This window comes from Achromobacter sp. JUb104 (genome assembly GCF_024806975.1).
GTDB classification, from domain to species: Bacteria; Pseudomonadota; Gammaproteobacteria; order Burkholderiales; family Burkholderiaceae_B; genus Achromobacter; species Achromobacter spanius.
Map to the genome: position 1 here is coordinate 593,164 of NZ_JANUEY010000002.1, position 16,399 is coordinate 609,562.

General features: G+C 63.9%; 17 protein-coding genes. 8 read left to right on the forward strand and 9 right to left on the reverse strand.

The features are described from left to right. Nucleotide 1: 1 nt before the first annotated feature. Complete coding sequence (locus tag M2361_RS14610; protein WP_259250051.1) at nt 2-760, forward strand: SapC family protein; 759 nt, start codon at nt 2-4, stop codon at nt 758-760. A 105-nt stretch (nt 761-865) separates the two neighbouring features. On the opposite strand, the gene M2361_RS14615 is transcribed toward M2361_RS14610, so the two are convergent. Continuing rightward, nucleotides 866-1,636 carry an aldolase gene (locus M2361_RS14615; RefSeq protein WP_259250052.1) on the reverse strand — a complete coding sequence of 257 codons (771 nt, stop codon included), beginning with the start codon at nt 1,634-1,636 and terminating at the stop codon, nt 866-868. Nucleotides 1,637-1,828: 192 nt separating this feature from the next. Between M2361_RS14615 and M2361_RS14620 the strand changes: the two genes are divergently transcribed. After that, entirely contained in the window at nt 1,829-2,842 is a 1,014-nt protein-coding gene (locus M2361_RS14620; protein ID WP_259250054.1) for a helix-turn-helix domain-containing protein, read from the forward strand. 19 nt (nt 2,843-2,861) lie between these two features. Here M2361_RS14620 and M2361_RS14625 read toward each other — a convergent pair whose 3' ends face one another. The 5 genes from M2361_RS14625 to M2361_RS14645 form a co-directional block, all read right to left on the reverse strand. Further along, on the reverse strand, nt 2,862-4,172 hold the full coding sequence (locus M2361_RS14625) for an MFS transporter (protein WP_259250056.1): 1,311 nt from the start codon (nt 4,170-4,172) through the stop codon (nt 2,862-2,864). Between the two features lie 112 nt (nt 4,173-4,284). Further along, a complete protein-coding gene (locus M2361_RS14630; protein ID WP_259250058.1) occupies nt 4,285-4,911 on the reverse strand; it encodes a glutathione S-transferase family protein in 627 nt (208 codons plus the stop codon). Nucleotides 4,912-5,070: 159 nt separating this feature from the next. Further along, nucleotides 5,071-6,000, reverse strand: coding sequence for an NADP-dependent oxidoreductase (locus tag M2361_RS14635; protein WP_259250060.1), 930 nt, complete (start codon nt 5,998-6,000; stop codon nt 5,071-5,073). Further along, on the reverse strand, nt 6,000-6,428 hold the full coding sequence (locus tag M2361_RS14640) for a nuclear transport factor 2 family protein (RefSeq protein WP_259250061.1): 429 nt from the start codon (nt 6,426-6,428) through the stop codon (nt 6,000-6,002). The genes M2361_RS14635 and M2361_RS14640 overlap by 1 nt, the downstream gene beginning before the upstream one ends. 29 nt (nt 6,429-6,457) lie before the next feature. Further along, the gene (locus M2361_RS14645) at nt 6,458-6,886 is read right to left on the reverse strand and encodes a DoxX family protein (protein ID WP_259250063.1); all 429 of its coding nucleotides are present in this window, start codon (nt 6,884-6,886) and stop codon (nt 6,458-6,460) included. 93 nt (nt 6,887-6,979) lie between these two features. Between M2361_RS14645 and M2361_RS14650 the strand changes: the two genes are divergently transcribed. From M2361_RS14650 to M2361_RS14675, 6 genes are all read left to right on the forward strand, one after another. Then, a complete protein-coding gene (locus tag M2361_RS14650) occupies nt 6,980-7,882 on the forward strand; it encodes a LysR family transcriptional regulator (RefSeq protein WP_259250066.1) in 903 nt (300 codons plus the stop codon). 184 nt (nt 7,883-8,066) lie between these two features. Continuing rightward, nucleotides 8,067-9,116 carry an alpha/beta fold hydrolase gene (locus M2361_RS14655; RefSeq protein ID WP_259250068.1) on the forward strand — a complete coding sequence of 350 codons (1,050 nt, stop codon included), beginning with the start codon at nt 8,067-8,069 and terminating at the stop codon, nt 9,114-9,116. 169 nt (nt 9,117-9,285) lie between these two features. Further along, entirely contained in the window at nt 9,286-10,185 is a 900-nt protein-coding gene (locus M2361_RS14660; RefSeq protein WP_100854558.1) for a helix-turn-helix domain-containing protein, read from the forward strand. Nucleotides 10,186-10,313: 128 nt separating this feature from the next. Further along, nucleotides 10,314-11,999 (forward strand): thiamine pyrophosphate-binding protein, encoded by a 1,686-nt coding sequence (locus M2361_RS14665; protein WP_259250071.1) that lies wholly within the window; start codon nt 10,314-10,316, stop codon nt 11,997-11,999. 105 nt (nt 12,000-12,104) lie between these two features. Then, on the forward strand, nt 12,105-13,097 hold the full coding sequence (locus M2361_RS14670; protein WP_259250072.1) for a tripartite tricarboxylate transporter substrate binding protein: 993 nt from the start codon (nt 12,105-12,107) through the stop codon (nt 13,095-13,097). Nucleotides 13,098-13,133: 36 nt separating this feature from the next. Next, nucleotides 13,134-13,451 carry an NIPSNAP family protein gene (locus M2361_RS14675; RefSeq protein ID WP_230694195.1) on the forward strand — a complete coding sequence of 106 codons (318 nt, stop codon included), beginning with the start codon at nt 13,134-13,136 and terminating at the stop codon, nt 13,449-13,451. On the opposite strand, the gene M2361_RS14680 is transcribed toward M2361_RS14675, so the two are convergent. From M2361_RS14680 to M2361_RS14690, 3 genes are read right to left on the reverse strand one after another with little or no spacing between them, the layout of a single operon-like run. Beyond that, entirely contained in the window at nt 13,441-14,226 is a 786-nt protein-coding gene (locus M2361_RS14680) for a carboxylesterase (RefSeq protein ID WP_259250077.1), read from the reverse strand. The two genes, M2361_RS14675 and M2361_RS14680, sit on opposite strands and share 11 nt — an antisense overlap. Beyond that, complete coding sequence (locus M2361_RS14685) at nt 14,223-15,380, reverse strand: glycosyltransferase family 4 protein (protein ID WP_259250079.1); 1,158 nt, start codon at nt 15,378-15,380, stop codon at nt 14,223-14,225. The genes M2361_RS14680 and M2361_RS14685 overlap by 4 nt, the downstream gene beginning before the upstream one ends. Further along, nucleotides 15,355-16,311: a glycosyltransferase family 9 protein gene (locus M2361_RS14690; protein WP_259250080.1), complete on the reverse strand. Its 957-nt coding sequence runs from the start codon at nt 16,309-16,311 to the stop codon at nt 15,355-15,357. Before M2361_RS14690 ends, M2361_RS14685 begins: the two co-directional genes overlap by 26 nt. Between the last annotated feature and the right edge of the window lie 88 nt (nt 16,312-16,399).

The window sequence follows — 16,399 nt, forward strand, 5'->3', positions numbered from 1 at the left end:
CATGACTACGCAGACTTCGCTTCCCCTGTTCTACGAACAACCCCGCCCCCTGGCGGCCGGCGTGCACGCCAACCTGTCGCTGGCCGGCAACACGGGCTTTGCCTATGCCGCCAACACCAACGCGGTGCCGCTGGTGGCCACCGAGCTGCCCACCGCGTGCCGCCATTTCCCCATCGTCTTCACCGACGGTGAGCAGCCCACGCCCGTCGCGGTGCTGGGTGTGCGCGGCCAGGAAAACCTGTTCGTCGATGCCGACGGCCAATGGCGCGCCGGCACCTACATCCCGGCCTACATCCGCCGCTATCCCTTCATCTTCATGGAAAACGAAGACCGCAGCCAGTTCACGCTGTGCGTCGACGAGAAGGCTGCATCGGTGGTTGAAGGCCGCGACAATCCGTTCTTCGACGAGGCCGGCGAGCCCACCGACCTGGCCCGCAGCGCGCTGGAATTCTGCCGCGACTACCAGAACCAGCACGCCTACACGATGGAGTTCGCGCAGGCCCTGGCCGCCGCCGACTTGCTGGTCGAGAACCGCGCCGACATCACCCTGCCCGACGGTCAGCGCCTGGCCATGTCCGGCTTCAAGGTGATCGACGAAGCCAAGTTCAACAAGCTGTCGGACGAAGAGTTCCTGCGCTGGCGCGCCAACGGCTGGCTGCCGCTGGTGTACTGCCATCTGCTGTCGATCAATACCTGGCCGGCCCTGATCAATCAGGTGCAGGCGGTGGCTGCTGTCGAGGACACGTCCGCCGAGGCGTAATTTGCGACGCGGATGAGAAAGGCCGGCCCTTTTTGGGAGCCGGCCTTTTTGTTTGGTGGCAGGTCTTCGTTATGCCCGGGGTTATGCCCGTGCTTATGCCTGCGGTTATACCCGTGCAGCGTCTTGCCGTTCAATCCGCCGTGCGAACATGGCAAAGCTGGCGCGCACGATGCTGGGCTTGAGCAGAAAGTCGTGCGACTCCGCCGCCAGCGCATCATCCACCGGCTTCACTTCGCCATAGGCGGCAGCCGCCAGCAGTTGGTTACGCGCGGCGCGCTCGATCAGCACCGACAGATACAAGGTCTCTTCCACCGAGCTGGTCGCCGCCAGAAAGCCATGGTTGGCCAGCAGCACACATCGCTTTTCCCCCAAGGCGGCGGAAATGATCACGCCTTCCTGGTCGGCAATCGGCAAGCCCGGCCATTCCTTCAGATGCGCACAGTCGTTATGAAACGGCGTGGCGTCCATGTGCGACACCACCAGCGGGCGGCCGGTCATGGCCAGCGTCGATACATAAGGCGGGTGCGTGTGTACGATGCAGCGCACGTCCGGCCGGTTGCGATAGACCCAGAAATGGAAACGCACGGCGGGGTTGGGCGTGCCTTCTCCTTCCAGCACATCCATGTTGTCGTTGATGCGGATGACCGTGTCGGGGCGGATCTCATCGAACGCCTGGGCCAGCGCCGTCGTGAAAAACGTGCCGTCATCGTTCTTCACCGTGATCTGCCCCGCCAAGGTCTCGGAGTGCCCTTCCCTGGCCAGGATCCGACAGCTTAATGCGATCTTTTCCTGCACGTTCCAGTTGCCGAAATCCAGCTTGTCAGCCGACCGCTTGAAAAACGCATCGGACTGCAGTTTCTTGTCATCCACACCCATCTCCTAATGCCTCGTGGCACAACACTGCCATTACATCCTGCGACCGCTGTCCGGCCATTGACCCCAACCGCACAGCGATTGTCCGAGAGTGAACGGCCTAGGGTAAACGGCAGGTACGCGCGCGATCGGCGTCGATACAATGATTTTGATTTTGCGGGCACTGGGCTCGCGCTGAAAGTCGGGTCCATCCATATGCAAGTTGCCCAATCGCTTCCGCCTGCTGCCTCCCAGCAGGAACCGGACCTGAACTTCGCCCCCCGTTTTCGTCCCTTCTACGAAACCGAACTGTCCGGCTATCAGGCTCAGCTGAACAAGCTGGTTTTGCCCGGTGAATTCCTGCCGCTGACTCTGCAACCGCGCCTGCATTTGCAGGCTTGCCGGCTGCGCGCGGGCGGCTTGGCCGTGAACCTGGAGTCCACCCCCATGCGGGTCCAGCACCGGGCTGAACACGCGGCCGACGCGATGCGGGCGGAGTTTCTGGCCAGCTTCATCCTCGAAGGGCACGGCACCATCAGCCAGAACGGCGCGAGCCTGCCCGTGGAAACGGGCGACATCATTTTTCGTACGACTGCGCTGCCTTCTGAAGTGCGCATGCTGACGGATTCCCGGCTGGTCGTTATCAAGGGATCGTTGCTGAATCTGCTGGGCATGCATTTGCAGGACATCTCGCAGTTCACCGCCCAACGCGCGGCGTCGACGCTGCCGATGGTGCGCACGGCGCACCACTGCTTGGAACATGTCTTCTTTGAGCAAGCCGACACGGTCAGCCCCACGTCCAGCATGTTTGCCGAACAGGCACTGATCTCCTTGCTGGCGGCCATCTACACCAGCCAGGCGCTGGAGCAACTGCCCTCCACCGAACGTGGCCCCATCGAAAGCTGGCAGGCAATCACCAGCTACGTGGACACGCACATCGTCGATAGTGACTTGTCCGTTGCGGCGGTGGCGCGCGCGTTGCGGGCGTCCAGCCGCTGGGTGCATCGCCTGTTCCAGATGCGCGGCATTCAGTACGGCCAGTACGTGCGCGAACGCCGGTTGGAACTGGCCCGCACGGCGCTCGTTGATCCGTGCAAGGCCCATGTGGCGGTCAAAGACATCGCTCTGTCCTGTGGCTTTCAAGATGCCAGCCATTTCAGCCGCTGCTTTCAGCAACGCTTCGGCAGCCCGCCCAACAAATATCGCGCTTCGGTTCTGGCGCAAGAGTAGCGGGCGGGCCGAGTGCGGCTCAAGAAGCGCGCCGTGCCGGGGTAGGTTTCATCAAGAACGCCGACGTGCCCGCAATTACGCCCAGCACGGCCAGGTAGCCGCCCACGGGCACGATGTTGTCAAAGCGCGCCACCAGCATGGCCGACACCATCGGCGCCAAGCCACCACCGATTGCCGCCGAAAACTGTACGCCGATCGACAAGCCCGAGTACCGCAACTCCGGCGGAAACTGCGCGGCATACAGGCTGGATTGCGGCGCGATCATCATCGCGTAGTTCAAGGCCATGGCCACAAACGCCGCCACGCTATAGGCAAGCAACGAGCCACTGCCCACGGCCATGAAGATAGGGATTGCCATCACGGCCAGCAACAGCCCACCCCAGCCGCACACGCGCCTGGCGCCATAGCGGTCACCCAATATGCCAAACACGGGAATGGTGAACGTCATCACCGCCGCGCCGTACAGCAGCGCTTGCAACGCGTCAGAGCGGTTAAAGCCCAGCGTGGACACCGCGTACGACACGGAGAAGACCAGGAAGGTGTAGATCAGCGTCACTTCGGCCAGCTTGCATCCCACACACAGCAACAGCGCCTTGCCATGCTTGCTGAGCAACTCCGCCACCGGCAGCTTGACCTGTGTCTGCTCGGATTTGACGCGAGCAAAATCGGGCGATTCATCGATGCCACGGCGTATCAATATCCCGACCACGATCAGCACCGCGCTGGCAAGGAACGGCAGGCGCCAGCCCCAGGACAGGAAGTCTTCTTCAGGCAGCCGCGTGACCAAGGCAAACGCGCCGACCGATAGCAAAATTCCCAGCGGCGATCCCACCAAAGGCAGGCTGCCAAAGAAGCCCCGCCAGCGTGGCGGCGCGTGTTCCACCGCCATCAGCATGGCGCCACCCAGCTCGCCGCCAAACGACAAGCCTTGCCCGATACGCAGGGCCACCAACAAGATCGGCGCCCACACGCCAATTTGTTCGTAGGTGGGTAGCAAGCCGATCAGCACCGTACAGATTCCCATCATCAGCAGGCTAAGCGTCAACATGGACTTGCGTCCGATCCGGTCTCCGAAATGCCCGAACAGGATCCCGCCGACGGGGCGCGCCAGCATGCCGCTGGCGAACGCGGCGAATGCGGCCAAGGTGCCGGTCAAGGGGTCGAATTGCGGGAAGAACAGCTTGTTGAACACCAGCGCCGCGGCCGTGCCATAGGCTAGAAAATCAAACGCTTCGACGGCCGTACCCACCACGGTCGCCACGGATATTCGAAGCAGGTTCGGCTTTTTTCCGGCCCCCACGTTCATGTCCGGTCGAGAGATCGCTTCCATGTTTTTTTCCCCATTGTGTAGTGCGTGATGGCGCGGCGTGTTGCGCTTAGGTGTGCTGCTTAGGTGTGCCGCTTTGGTATGCCGCTTTGGTATGCCGCTTACTGACTCTTGCTTACGTCACCTGCCCGGGCGCGACATAACCCGGCAGTGCTTCAATACGGCGGCGCCAGGCCGATATCGCGGGATAGGCGTTCACATCAATCTCGGCCTCTTCGGCCAACGACAGATAGCCATAACAGGCGATGTCCGCGACGCTGGGTACGGTTGCCAGCCAAGGGCTTGCATCAAGGCGCTTTTCGATCAGGCCCAGCAGCCGATCGGTCCGCTGTTGCAGCCCGTTCAAATCAAGCATGGCTTCGCTCACGCCCAGGTGATGGGCGGCCTCGGCAAGGCTCACCACTTTCGTCAGGCGCAGCGGTTGCAAGCTGTTGGCAATTTCGTTTGCCGACACCGAAATCCAAGAGAACATCTGCGCGCTATGAGGCAGCGGCGCCAGCCATTGCGGGGCGTGCTTCTGCGCCAGGTAGAGCAGAATCGCGTGGCTGTCCCAAACAGCCAGACCGTCGTCGTCGATCGCCGGCACTTGCCGCCACGCGCTGATGCGTTCAAACGCTTCGGTCTGGTTCTTGCGCGCCAGCACATCGATGAATTCGCGCCGATAGGGCAAATTGATCAGGGACAGAAAGAGGCGCACCTTGTAGCAGTTGCCGGATCGGGGATGGTCGTAGAGCGTGATCATGGGGAGCGGGGCGTGGCGCCTGGTCGGTAACCTGCACGAAAAGAATGCGGGGAAGGATGCAGGGAATGTTAGGGGCGCCCGCTCGGGCTGAATTGACGGCACGCGCACGGGGATTGACCAGAAGCGACAGGCGTTTGGCCTATCGAAGGCCTGCAAGCGTCAAGCCGACATATCCAGAATGACCTTGCCACGTACATGGCCCCCCATGCTGCGTTCCAATGCGCGGTTCGCCTCGGCAAGAGGAAAGGCAGAATCGAGATGGACGCGCAGATCGCCCGACGCGTGCAGCGCCGCCAATTCCGTCAAGAGCTGCCCGTCGGTGCGGGTCGCAAAGTGTTTACCGGTTGCCCCGGCCGGGATGCCTGCATGGTTCGTGTCCGGCCGGCTGACCGTCGAAACCAGGGTGCCTCCCTGCTTAAGCACCGACCATGAACGCGTCTGCGTGGTTCCGCCGACAAGATCAATCACCAGGTCAACGTTGGGGACCTGCTGGGAAAAGTCGCCCGCCCGGTAATCGACGAACTGCGCGGCGCCAAGCTCAAGAACATAGTCACGGTTGTCTGCCGACGCGGTGCCGATCACGTGGGCGCCCGCCAGTCTGGCCAACTGCACCGCTGCGCTTCCCACCCCTCCCGCCGCCGCATGAATCAAGACCGACTGGCCCGATTGCAGGGCTCCGTGTTCGTGTAGCGCCTGCCAGGCGGTAAGCGTCGCCGCGGGTATGGCGGCTGCCTCGGCGAAGCTCAGCCCGGCCGGCTTTCGCGCCAGGCGGGCGGCATCTACCACCACCCTGCTTGCATAGGCGCCGACGATCCCGATGAAGCCCATTACCTCGTCCCCCGGCACCAACGTCGTAACGTTGCGCCCGACGGCGATGACGGTACCGGCGGCATCGACGCCGGGGGTAAACGGCAGCGGAAGCTTGATGAACGCCTTCATCGAGCCACTGACGATCTTCCAGTCGATCGGGTTCACCGCCGCTGCGGCGACGTCGATCAGGACTTCGTTTTCGCCGGGGACAGGGTCGTCCAGTTCGGCCAGGGTCATAACGTCGGGGCTGCCATAGGCAGAAACACGGATGGCTTTCATCAAATGCTCCTTGAAGGAACGCCCACAATCGGGGCATCGAAGGCCAGTGCGGCCTTTACCGGATCGAAATACTCACGCAACCGGGCAATCCGCCCGTCGCGCACGGTCAAAAACACGACGTACTCTTGTTGGTAGTGCCGCCCGGTCGCCGCGACCAGGCCTTCGGCTTGCACCCGCGCAACGGCCTGCTGGGGATCGTCGGTGGCAACAATCCGCGTATCGAAGAAGCGGAAGTCCGTGACCGCGTGCACGAACCAGCCCGCGTGTCGCAGAACGGCATCCTTGCCGTCCAATTGCAACGGGTGGCCCAGACTCGGCGCATAGGGCAGGTCCCACACGATGTCGTCATGAATCAATGTCTGCCATGCCGGGTTGTCGTCAACCAGCAATCGCAGGTGCTGTTGCAGCAGCTCTGTCGCGATGGTCATGATGCGTTCCTTTTTTCCAGTGGATGCGATCAGGCCAACGCACGCTTGGCGTGGGCACGGCGGTTGTCCAGGCTGAAGGCGCCTGCCCCGAACGCCACGACCTGTAGCAGCCCGCCTGCCATGGCCAGGTTCTTCAGGAAATGGAACATCTGGTTCTGGTCCGCCAGGGCATGGTGGAAGATCAGCGCGGTCACCAGGGCGTAAACCGCCAGCAACAGGGCAACCAGGCGCGTGCGGTAACCGACGATCAGCAACAGGGAGCCCGCCAACTCCAGTGCCACGGCGGCCACCAGGCCAAGCTCTGGAAGGGGCATCCCCAGCGCTCCCATATAGGCCAATGTGGCGCCAGGAGCCATCAGCTTGCCGATGCCGCTGAACAGAAAGATGGCTGCGATGAAAGCGCGGCCGATGGTGGGGATTGCCGGGTGGACGTTAAGGTTCGAGGTCATGTGAATCATCCTTTATGAAGTGTTGATGTCCGCAGATTAGAGGCTTGACATGTATCCAGGAAGCCTATATTTCTAGATGCAATCCATCCATCTCATAGATACATGCTCGACGCCATCTCGTTAGATCAGCTACGCACCTTTATCGCCGCCGCCGACGAAGGCAGCTTCTCGGCAGCGGGACGCAAACTCAGGCGTGCCCAGTCGGTGGTCAGCCATACGCTGGCCAATCTTGAAAACCAGGTCGGCGTACGACTCTTTGATCGCGATGGCCGCTACCCCCGCCTGACCGAAGAGGGCACCGCATTGCTGGCTCAGGCCCGCCTGGTGGTAAGAGGCATGGACGGCTTCAAGTCGAAAGCGCGGGCAATCGCTGAAGGGCTGGAAGCCGAACTGTCGGTGGTGGTGGACGTCATGTACCCGATGGCGTCGTTGACCGACGCCGTTGGAGCCTTCAGAAAAGAATTCCCGCACACCCCGTTGCGGCTCTATGTCGAAGCCCTGGGCGCAGTCGTTCAACCGGTACTGGAGCAGGCTTGCCGGCTTGGCATCAGTGGTTCGATGCCCGCCGTGCCGGAACTGCTTGACGCTGAGAAGCTGCTGGACGTGCCCATGGTGACGGTCACCGCGCCGTCACATCCCTTGGCTTCCCACAAGGGCCTCGTCCGCCCCCGCGACTTGGAAGACCATGTGCAACTGGTGCTCACGGACCGAACCACACTCACCGAAGGCGCGACGTTCGGCGTTTTCTCGCCGCAGATCTGGCGGCTTGCCGACCTTGGCGCAAAGCATGCGTTCCTGCGTGCCGGCTTCGGGTGGGGTCATATGCCGGTAGAGATGGTTCAGTCCGATCTGGACGCCGGCACCCTGGTTCGGTTACGAATCGAGGCTTTCCAACCGCGCACACCGCCCATCGCCATGTTCGCGATCTATCGGAAAGACACGCCGCCAGGCCCTGCGGGCAGATGGTTTCTCAAGCGACTGAAGGGACGCCCCGGGGCGGTGTGATCGGTGACCGCTGATCCACGTTATAGACAGATCACGCGCTGCATCCACAAGCAGAATCCCCCGTTTTGCATCGCACTGTATCCACCTCCAGGGACAGTACATTCCGACACCCACGGCCATCGCGCAGCCCCTATAAATCGTTCGCAGCAAGCCCAACCCCTCGAACTTTTATGGAGCTTTCACGATGACGAACCCCATCGACCCGCAGCGCCGCCGCCTGCTCGCTACGACCTCAACGCTGGCGGCCGCCAGTCTGCTGAACCTTGCCGCAAGCGGCAGCGCATTGGCCAAGGCAGCACCCTCATCTTCGAGCACGCCAGTCGCTGGCAGCGCCACGCCGTTCAGCGATATCCGCCAGATCCGCGCCGGCACGCTTGATGTGGGCTATGTGGACGTGGGCCCGGCAAACGGCCCCGTCGCCGTCCTGCTGCACGGCTGGCCCTACGATATCCACGCCTTCGCCGACGTGGCGCCGCGCCTTACCGCCGCCGGCTACCGCGTGATCATTCCCTATCTGCGCGGCTATGGCTCGACGCGCTTCCTATCGTCGGACACGCCTCGCAACGGCCAACAGGCGGCCATTGCCGTCGACATCATTGCGCTGATGGATGCGTTGAAGATCGAACGCGCGGTCATCGCCGGATTCGATTGGGGTGCGCGTACCGCCGACATCATGGCCGCGCTGTGGCCCGAACGCTGCCAGGCGCTGGTGTCCGTCAGCGGCTACCTGATCGGCAGCCAGGAGGGCAACCGCAAGCCGCTGCCGCCGCAGGCGGAATTCCAGTGGTGGTATCAGTTCTACTTCGCCACCGAACGCGGCGCGGCAGGCTACGCCGCCAACCGCGACGGCTTCAACAAGCTGATCTGGCAACTGGCGTCGCCTCAATGGAAGTTCGACGACGCCACCTATCAACGTTCGGCGCGTTCATTCGACAACCCGGATCATGTGGAAATCGTCATCCATAACTACCGCTGGCGCCTGGCGCTGGCCGAAGGCGAAGCCCAGTACGACGAACTGGAAAAGCGCCTGGCGACCGCGCCGATGATCACCGTGCCGACCATCACCCTGGAAGGCGACGCCAACGGCGCCCCGCACCCGCCCCCCGCTGCCTACGCCAAGCAGTTCACCGGCAAATACCAACACCGCACCATCACCGGCGGCATCGGCCACAACCTGCCGCAAGAGGCGCCGCAGGCGTTCGCGGAGGCCGTGCTTCAGGTGGCGGGACGCTGATGTGACGGGCGCCGGGCCGTTTCTTGGCCCGGCGTTGATCACCCGTCCCACGCGCAGGTTGTATGGGGATTGGTTCGCGGTGCGGTGAACACAGCCATCAACGCTTTTTTGCCTTTATCATGGCAAAAAAACAGAGCCGCCCCCCGCGCGCCATCCAGGAGACTCCCGCTTGTCCGCAGGCACACCCACGCCCTTCCCGGCGCCATTTCCCACCTTTGAAACCTCCGATTTCTCGGGCGAGGGTTCGTTCTATTTCGATCTTGTGCGCCTGCAGGACCGCGACGATATTCCGCGCGGCTTCCTGCACCGGCACAACTACTACCATCTGCTCTGGATGAGCGAGGCCAGCGGCACCCACATGCTGGACTTTGAACAGCACGAGGTGCGCGACCACTCGGTATTTTTCCTGTCGCCCGGCCAGATCCACGCCTGGACGTCGTCCGTGAAGCCGCGCGGCTACGTGCTGAACATCAGCACGGACTTCTTCGCGCACATGTTCCCGCGCGCGGACGACATCGCCAAGTTTCCCTTCTTCCATCTGGCGGGCGGTTCACCCGCCATTTATCTGTCGCGCGAGCAGCACGACGGCATGCTGCCGCTGCTGAACGAAATCGAACGCGAAACGCGCGACCGCCAGACCGGGCGCTTCGACGTGGTGCGCTCTTACCTGCTGATTCTGCTGACGCAGTTGCGCCGCCTCTACCCGGCTGACGAGCGCGAGACCGCCGCCGGCCCCAGCTATTCGCTGACCAAGCGCTTCACCATGCTGATCGAGGAACACTATCTGGAATTCAGCGCCATCCGCCAATACGCCGACGCGCTGTGCGTCAGCGAACGCCAGCTTAACGAGGCCGTCAAGCGCAGCGTGGGGCGCACCGCCAGCCAACTGGTGCAAGAGCGCATTGCGCTTGAGGCCAAGCGCCTGCTCAGCAACACGGGCTTGAGCATCAACGAGATCGCGTTCCAGCTTAACTTTGAAGACCCCTCCTACTTCGCACGCTTCTTCAAGAAGCACACCGGCAGCACCGCCGGTGATTTCCGCAAGAAGTACGACCGCCCCATCGGCTGACGACCGCGCCGGACGGATCCGCGAAAAAGTGCAATACAAGCTCTGATCTGTCCTAACGCGCCCGGCACCGGGGTGCGTACAGTTCATCCAGACCCAACCCGCCGCCTAGCGGCCTGATTGAAACTGCGATGAACGACACTCCCCAATTGATGACGGGCGGCCAGCATGTGGTGCGCGCGCTGCTGGAACACGGCGTGGACACGGTATTCGGCGTGCCCGGCGAAAGCTATCTGGACGTGCTGAACGCGCTGTACACGGAACGGGAGCGCATCCGCCTGGTGTCCTGCCGTCACGAAGGCGCGGCCTCGTTCATGGCCGAAGCGCATGGCAAGCTGACCGGTCGACCGGGCATCTGCATGGTCACACGCGGCCCCGGCGCCACCAATGCCAGCATCGGCGTGCAGACGGCGTTTCAGGATTCCACGCCGCTTATCGTGCTGGTGGGCCAAGTGGGCAACGACATGGTCGAGCGCGAGGCGTTTCAGGAAATCGACTACCGCCGCATGTTCGGGCAGTTCAGCAAATGGGTGGCGCAGATCGACAGCGCCGCGCGCGTCACCGAATACATGAACCGCGCGTTCTCGGTGGCGATGTCGGGCCGCCCCGGCCCCGTGGTGCTGGCGCTGCCCGAGGACATGCTGACCGAATTGGCCGCGCCCCAGGACTGCGGGACGATCCAGTTTCCGCAGGCGCACCCGGCGCCCGATGCGCTGGCCGACATGCGCGCCCTGCTGGCCGGCGCACGGCGGCCGCTGATGATCGTGGGTGGTTCGGGCTGGAGCAGCGCTGGCCTGGACAGCCTGGCCCGCTACGCCAGCCGCAACGGCCTGCCCGTGGCGTGCTCGTTTCGCCGCCAGGACCTGTACGACAACCACCATCCGCAATACGTGGGCGAAGTGGGCATCGGCGTCAATCCGGAACTGGCCGAGGCCGTGCGCAACGCCGACGTGATCCTGGCGGTGGGCGCGCGCCTGGGCGAAATGGTGACGGGCGGCTATACGCTGCTGCAATCTCCCGTGCCCAGGCAGACGCTGATTCATGTGCTGGCCAGCCCGGAAGAGCTGGGCCGGGTGTATCAGCCCACCGTGAAAATACAGTCGGGCCTGAACGCCTTTGCGGACGCGGCCGCCGCACTGGACCCGCTGGACGCGGCCCCGTGGCGCGGCTGGCTCGACGAACTGCGGCAGAGCTATCTGCGCTACACCGAACCGCCCGCCACCGCGCTGCGCATGGACCCGGCACGTGTCATCGTCGCGCTGCGCGAAGGGTTGGACGCGCGCGCCATCCTCACCAACGGCGCGGGCAACTACAGCGCCTGGGCGCATCGCTACTACCGTTTCAGCCACCCTCGCACCCAGCTTGCGCCCACCAGCGGCGCCATGGGCTACGGCGTGCCCGCCGCCATTGCGGCCAAGCTGCGCCACCCCGAACGGCAGGTGGTGTGCCTGGCCGGCGACGGCTGCTTTCTGATGACCTCGCAGGAGCTGGCCACCGTCAAGCAGCACCGCCTGGCCATCGTCTTCATCGTGTTCAACAACGGCATGTACGGCACGATCCGCATGCATCAGGAAGTGCACTACCCGGGCCGGACCATCGGCACGGACCTCTGCAACCCCGACTTCGTGGCCTACGCGGAATCGTTCGGCGTGCCCGCCGAGCGGGTGGACAGCCACGAAGGCTTCGCGCCCGCCTTGGCGCGCGCGCTGGATAGCGGGTCGCCGTATTTGATCGAACTCAGTCTGGATCCCGAGGTGATCACGCCTCGGGCCACCCTGACCAGCTTGCGCGAAAAGGCGCGGCTTGCCGCATCCTGAGGTTCAGGATCGGATTGACGCGCGCCGGCCGCAAGCACGGCGCGCCGGCCGCAAGCACGGCGCGCGGCGCACACATAAAAAAATATCCACACCTGGAGAGAGACTATGAATACCCCCCTGCGCCCCCCGCGGCGACTGGCCATGACCGCGATGCTGGCTGCCGCGACCCTAGTCGCCACATCGTTCGCGGCATCGGCCGCCGACTATCCCGAACGCCCCCTGCGCATCATCGTGCCCTTTGCCGCGGGCGGCGCCACCGACGTAATCGCGCGCACGGTGGCGCAATCCATGTCCACGCGCCTGGGCCAGCCGGTGGTGGTGGAGAACAAGGCAGGCGCCAATGGCAACATCGGCGCCGTCATGGCGGCGCGCGCCGAGCCCGACGGCTACACGCTGCTGATGGCCACGTCCAGCCACGCCATCAATTCCACGCTGTATCACAAGCTGGACTACAGCCTGACGGGCGACTTCGCGGGCCTGTCGAACCTGGCGTCGGTACCCTTGCTGCTGGTGGTGAACCCGTCGGTACCGGCCAAGACGCCCGCAGAGCTGGCCGCCTATGCCAAGGCCAACGGCAACCGCGTGAACTACGCCTCGGGCGGCACCGGCACGGCATCGCACCTGGCGGGCGCCCAGTTCAATTCGCTGGCTGGCGCGCAGATGACGCATGTGCCCTACAAAGGCGGCGCGCAAGCGCTCAATGACCTGATGGGTGGCCAGGTGCAGATCATGTTCGCGAACCTGCCGGAAGTGCTGTCGCAGGTGCAGGCCGGCCGCCTGACGCCGATTGCCGTCACGGGCCAGCAGCGCCACGCCGCGCTGCCCAACGTGCCGGCGTTTTCCGAGACGCCCTACCCGGCCATGAACGCCCGTTCCTGGTTCGGCCTGTTCGTGCCCGCGGCCACGCCCAAGCCCGTGGTGGAAAAACTGTCGCAGGCCATCACCCAAGGCGTGGCCGACCCCGCCGTGCAGGACAAGCTGAAAGGGCTGGGCGCCGACCCCGTCGGCGACGGCCATGCCGCCTTTCAGCAATACGTGAACCAGGAAGTTGAGCGCTGGAGCGTGCTGGTGAAACAGTCCGGCGCCACGGTCGACTGACGATCAATTTTTCGCAACATCAATCGAGGACACCCCATGCTTTACGACGTACGTACCTACACCTGCCGCGCCGGCACCATCAAGAAGCATCTGGCGCTGTATGCCGAGCACGGCTATGAAGTGCAAAGCCGCCACCTGGGCAAGCCCCTGGCCTACATGCAGACCGAGACGGGTGACGTGAACAGCTACATGCACATCTGGGTCTATGACAGCGCCGCCGACCGCGACGCCAAGCGCCAGGCGCTACAGAAAGATCCCGCCTGGGCCGGCTACCTGACCAAGAGCGCCGACGCCGGCTATCTGATCAGCCAGGTCAACCGGCTGATGACGCCCACGGCGTTTTTCAAGCCCTGAGCGCCTCCCCCTGAAGCGCGGGCGCCTCGGCAATCCCGTTGACGAACGCCGCCACCCGCGCGATCACTTCGCGGCGATCGCGACCCATCGTGATCAGGTGGGGGCTGTCTGCCAGCAGCTGCAAGGACACGTTCGTGTTGCATGCCCGACGCACGATTTCAAAGGCGTTCGACACGGACGCGATGTCGTCGTGCCGGGCATGCATGACCAGGCAAGGCGCACGCAGCAGGTTCATGCGACGCAACACCGAGGCCGTCAGCTTTCGCATCTGGGGAAGCGCCCACCAAGGGGTGCCCGGCTGCCCCATTGGGAGCGATCGTTCTGCAAACACGCGATGTTGGCCGATGCCCAGCGCCCGCAACACGGGCATCAGGAAGGCCAGCCGGGCATAGCGCGGCATGTCCCTGCCGTCATGTCGGAAAGCGGGCGACAAGGCCAGCACACCCGCCACGTGCAGCGGGCGTTCCTGCGCCAGGGCCAGCGCCAGTACCGCTCCCGTGGAGAATCCGCCAACCACCAGGCGATCGACCCGGCTTGCCAGCAGATCTGCCCCACGCCGCACGCTGGCCAACCAATCCAGCCAGCTTGTATTCACCAGATGTTCCAGCGTGCCGCCATGGCCCGCCAGCGTTACCGTCAGCACCGTGTAGCCCTGAAGATTCAGGCTGCGCGCCAGCAGGCGCATTTCTTTAGGCGTGCCGCTCAGGCTGTGGACCAGCAGGATGCCCGTGCGACCACGCGCGCCCTGTCCAACAAGCAGTTGCTCATTGTTCACGCCGACGACCCCTCACCCTGGCAGGCTTCAGCGGGCAGACTTGGATCCATCGCGCGGCGGTACGCCTCAAGCGTGCGGAACATCTTTTCGCCCAAGCGGAAATGCGTGTCCGCAAATGCGCGGGCGTTAGCCACGATGGCTTGCGTATGCCACGGTCGGTTTCGGATTTGCGTGATGCAATCGACATAGCCCGCGACGTCGCCCGGCGCGGCCAGCCAGCCGGTCTGGCCGGGTGTGACGATCTCGGGCAAACCGCCTACATCGCTTGCCACGACAGGCCGGCCCGTGGCGAAGGCTTCGGGCACGATGCGCGACCAGGCTTCCGTGGCCGACGGCACCAGCACCACGTCAGCCGCCCGGATCATGTCGGGCACGTCGGTCCGGTGGCCGGCGAACACCACGTGTTCCGCAATGCCCAGATCCACCGCCAGGCGGTACAACTCATACGCATAGGGCTGGGTGGCGGGGGTGGCCATGCCCACGACCAGGGCCACGGCGGGCACCCCTTGGACACGCAGGCGTTGCACGGCGCGCAGCAGGTCGGCCTGGCCTTTCTCAGGGCGCAGCATCGCAATGGTCGCGATGACGTAAGCCTCTTTGCCGGCAGGAATTTGCAGGTCGCGCCGGATGTGCAAGGCCGCGTCCAGTTCGTCAGCCGGCCGGAAGAATTCGTCGCCTGCCCATTCGCCCACGACGCTGATCCGATCTTCACGCACCAGCCGCGCGGCCAGCAGTTCCTGCTTGCCAACGTTGCTGGTCGCGATGACGTGGTCGCAGCCGATGTGCCATTCCAGCCGGCGACGCGGCGAGGTACGCATCGGCTTGGCGAAATGACGGGTTCGGACAACCGCGCACAGGTCGCGGCAGAGCGCGGCGGTTTTGCCGTCGGCGCGGCTATGGCTGTCGATGACCTGGATGTGCAAGGCCTTGATGGCGCGGCGCAGCGCCAGGACGGTCAACGGCGAATATGCCGACTTGAAGTCGATGTCCACGGTTGTCAGGTGGCGCTCGCGCGCCGCGTGGCTGACGGCGCTGCCCGAAGGCGACGCGATGGCCACGTCGTAGCCGTGGTCTTGCAGCCAGCTTGCCTGCTCCAGGGTGCGGAATTCCAGTCCGCCCAGGCTGGGTTCAGCCAGCGTATGCAATATGCGCATGATGCTCCAATACATTAAGACAAGCGGCCAGCACGTCATCGGGCGTGATGGCGTCGATTCCGTCCTGCGGATGGGGCGGCACGACAGAGGCCGAGCCGCGCCGGTGCCAGAACCATTCCGGATTCGGTTCGTTGAAAATTCCGACATAAGGCACACAGGCGCCTTGCCCAATATGCGAGGGGCCGCAGTCATTGGCCACCACCAGGCGCGCGCGCAGCATGATGGCGCTTAGCTCGGGAATTGGCCGGCAATAGGCAATGGCGAAGTCGGGCCGCTGCATCGCCTGCAAGGTGTCGCGTTCCGCGTCCTCTTGCCGGCCCAGCACGAACAGAAAGCGGGTGTCGTCGCCCAAGCGCCGCTTGAGCTTGTCGGCCAACAGCAGGTAATTCGCCAGGCTCCAGCGTTTGAATGCGCCCGAGCCGCCGCCAGGAATCATCACCACATCGGCGCTGTGAACGGTACGCAGGTGCGGGCGCGCCAGCGTCTGGAAACACGCGCGCGTTGCGCGTCCCAGGTCAAACGGACGGTACGCGGCCAGCAGGCGCAGATTGGCCTGGCCGATGTATTCGGTGATGTCCTTGCGGTGGCAATGCGTCCACGCCAGGTCGCTGATTCGTGCGTTACGAAACCCCAGGCGGATCGGCGGCCGACGCAACAGGTTGACCAGGCCGAAGCGTTCGCTGCTGTGATGCAGGCTGACGCATATGCGCGTCTGTTTCTTCAAGCTGCGCAGGTAATCGCCGAATGTCGACGCCTGCGTGAACTCATCAACCCAGGGCAGCGCCCGATAGAAACCGCCCACATTGTCACGGGCCACCACCTTGATTCCCAGCGACGGCCACCACGTCTTCAGCTGATACAGCGTGGGCATGGCAACGATCTGGTCGCCTAGCTGCGGCTGGCTTCTGACATACACAACGATTTCCGACACCTGCGGCCTCCCTGCCTGCGAACGCGGCCGGTCGACCGCTGGCGGGCAATGTATCGGGACGTGCCCGGCAAATTTCCGGGTTCCCTTT

Bases quoted from the DNA above. Each gene is read 5' to 3' on its own strand.
- M2361_RS14620 (WP_259250054.1), top strand. From the start codon at position 1,829: ATGCAAGTTGCCCAATCGCTTCCGCCTGCTGCCTCCCAGCAGGAACCG.
- M2361_RS14630 (WP_259250058.1), bottom strand. From the start codon at position 4,911: ATGATCACGCTCTACGACCATCCCCGATCCGGCAACTGCTACAAGGTG.
- M2361_RS14655 (WP_259250068.1), top strand. From the start codon at position 8,067: ATGACGAACCCCATCGACCCGCAGCGCCGCCGCCTGCTCGCTACGACC.
- M2361_RS14665 (WP_259250071.1), top strand. From the start codon at position 10,314: ATGAACGACACTCCCCAATTGATGACGGGCGGCCAGCATGTGGTGCGC.
- M2361_RS14635 (WP_259250060.1), bottom strand. From the start codon at position 6,000: ATGAAAGCCATCCGTGTTTCTGCCTATGGCAGCCCCGACGTTATGACC.
- M2361_RS14610 (WP_259250051.1), top strand. From the start codon at position 2: ATGACTACGCAGACTTCGCTTCCCCTGTTCTACGAACAACCCCGCCCC.
- M2361_RS14625 (WP_259250056.1), bottom strand. From the start codon at position 4,172: ATGGAAGCGATCTCTCGACCGGACATGAACGTGGGGGCCGGAAAAAAG.
- M2361_RS14615 (WP_259250052.1), bottom strand. From the start codon at position 1,636: ATGGGTGTGGATGACAAGAAACTGCAGTCCGATGCGTTTTTCAAGCGG.
- M2361_RS14675 (WP_230694195.1), top strand. From the start codon at position 13,134: ATGCTTTACGACGTACGTACCTACACCTGCCGCGCCGGCACCATCAAG.
- M2361_RS14650 (WP_259250066.1), top strand. From the start codon at position 6,980: ATGCTCGACGCCATCTCGTTAGATCAGCTACGCACCTTTATCGCCGCC.
- M2361_RS14640 (WP_259250061.1), bottom strand. From the start codon at position 6,428: ATGACCATCGCGACAGAGCTGCTGCAACAGCACCTGCGATTGCTGGTT.
- M2361_RS14645 (WP_259250063.1), bottom strand. From the start codon at position 6,886: ATGATTCACATGACCTCGAACCTTAACGTCCACCCGGCAATCCCCACC.
- M2361_RS14670 (WP_259250072.1), top strand. From the start codon at position 12,105: ATGAATACCCCCCTGCGCCCCCCGCGGCGACTGGCCATGACCGCGATG.
- M2361_RS14685 (WP_259250079.1), bottom strand. From the start codon at position 15,380: ATGCGCATATTGCATACGCTGGCTGAACCCAGCCTGGGCGGACTGGAA.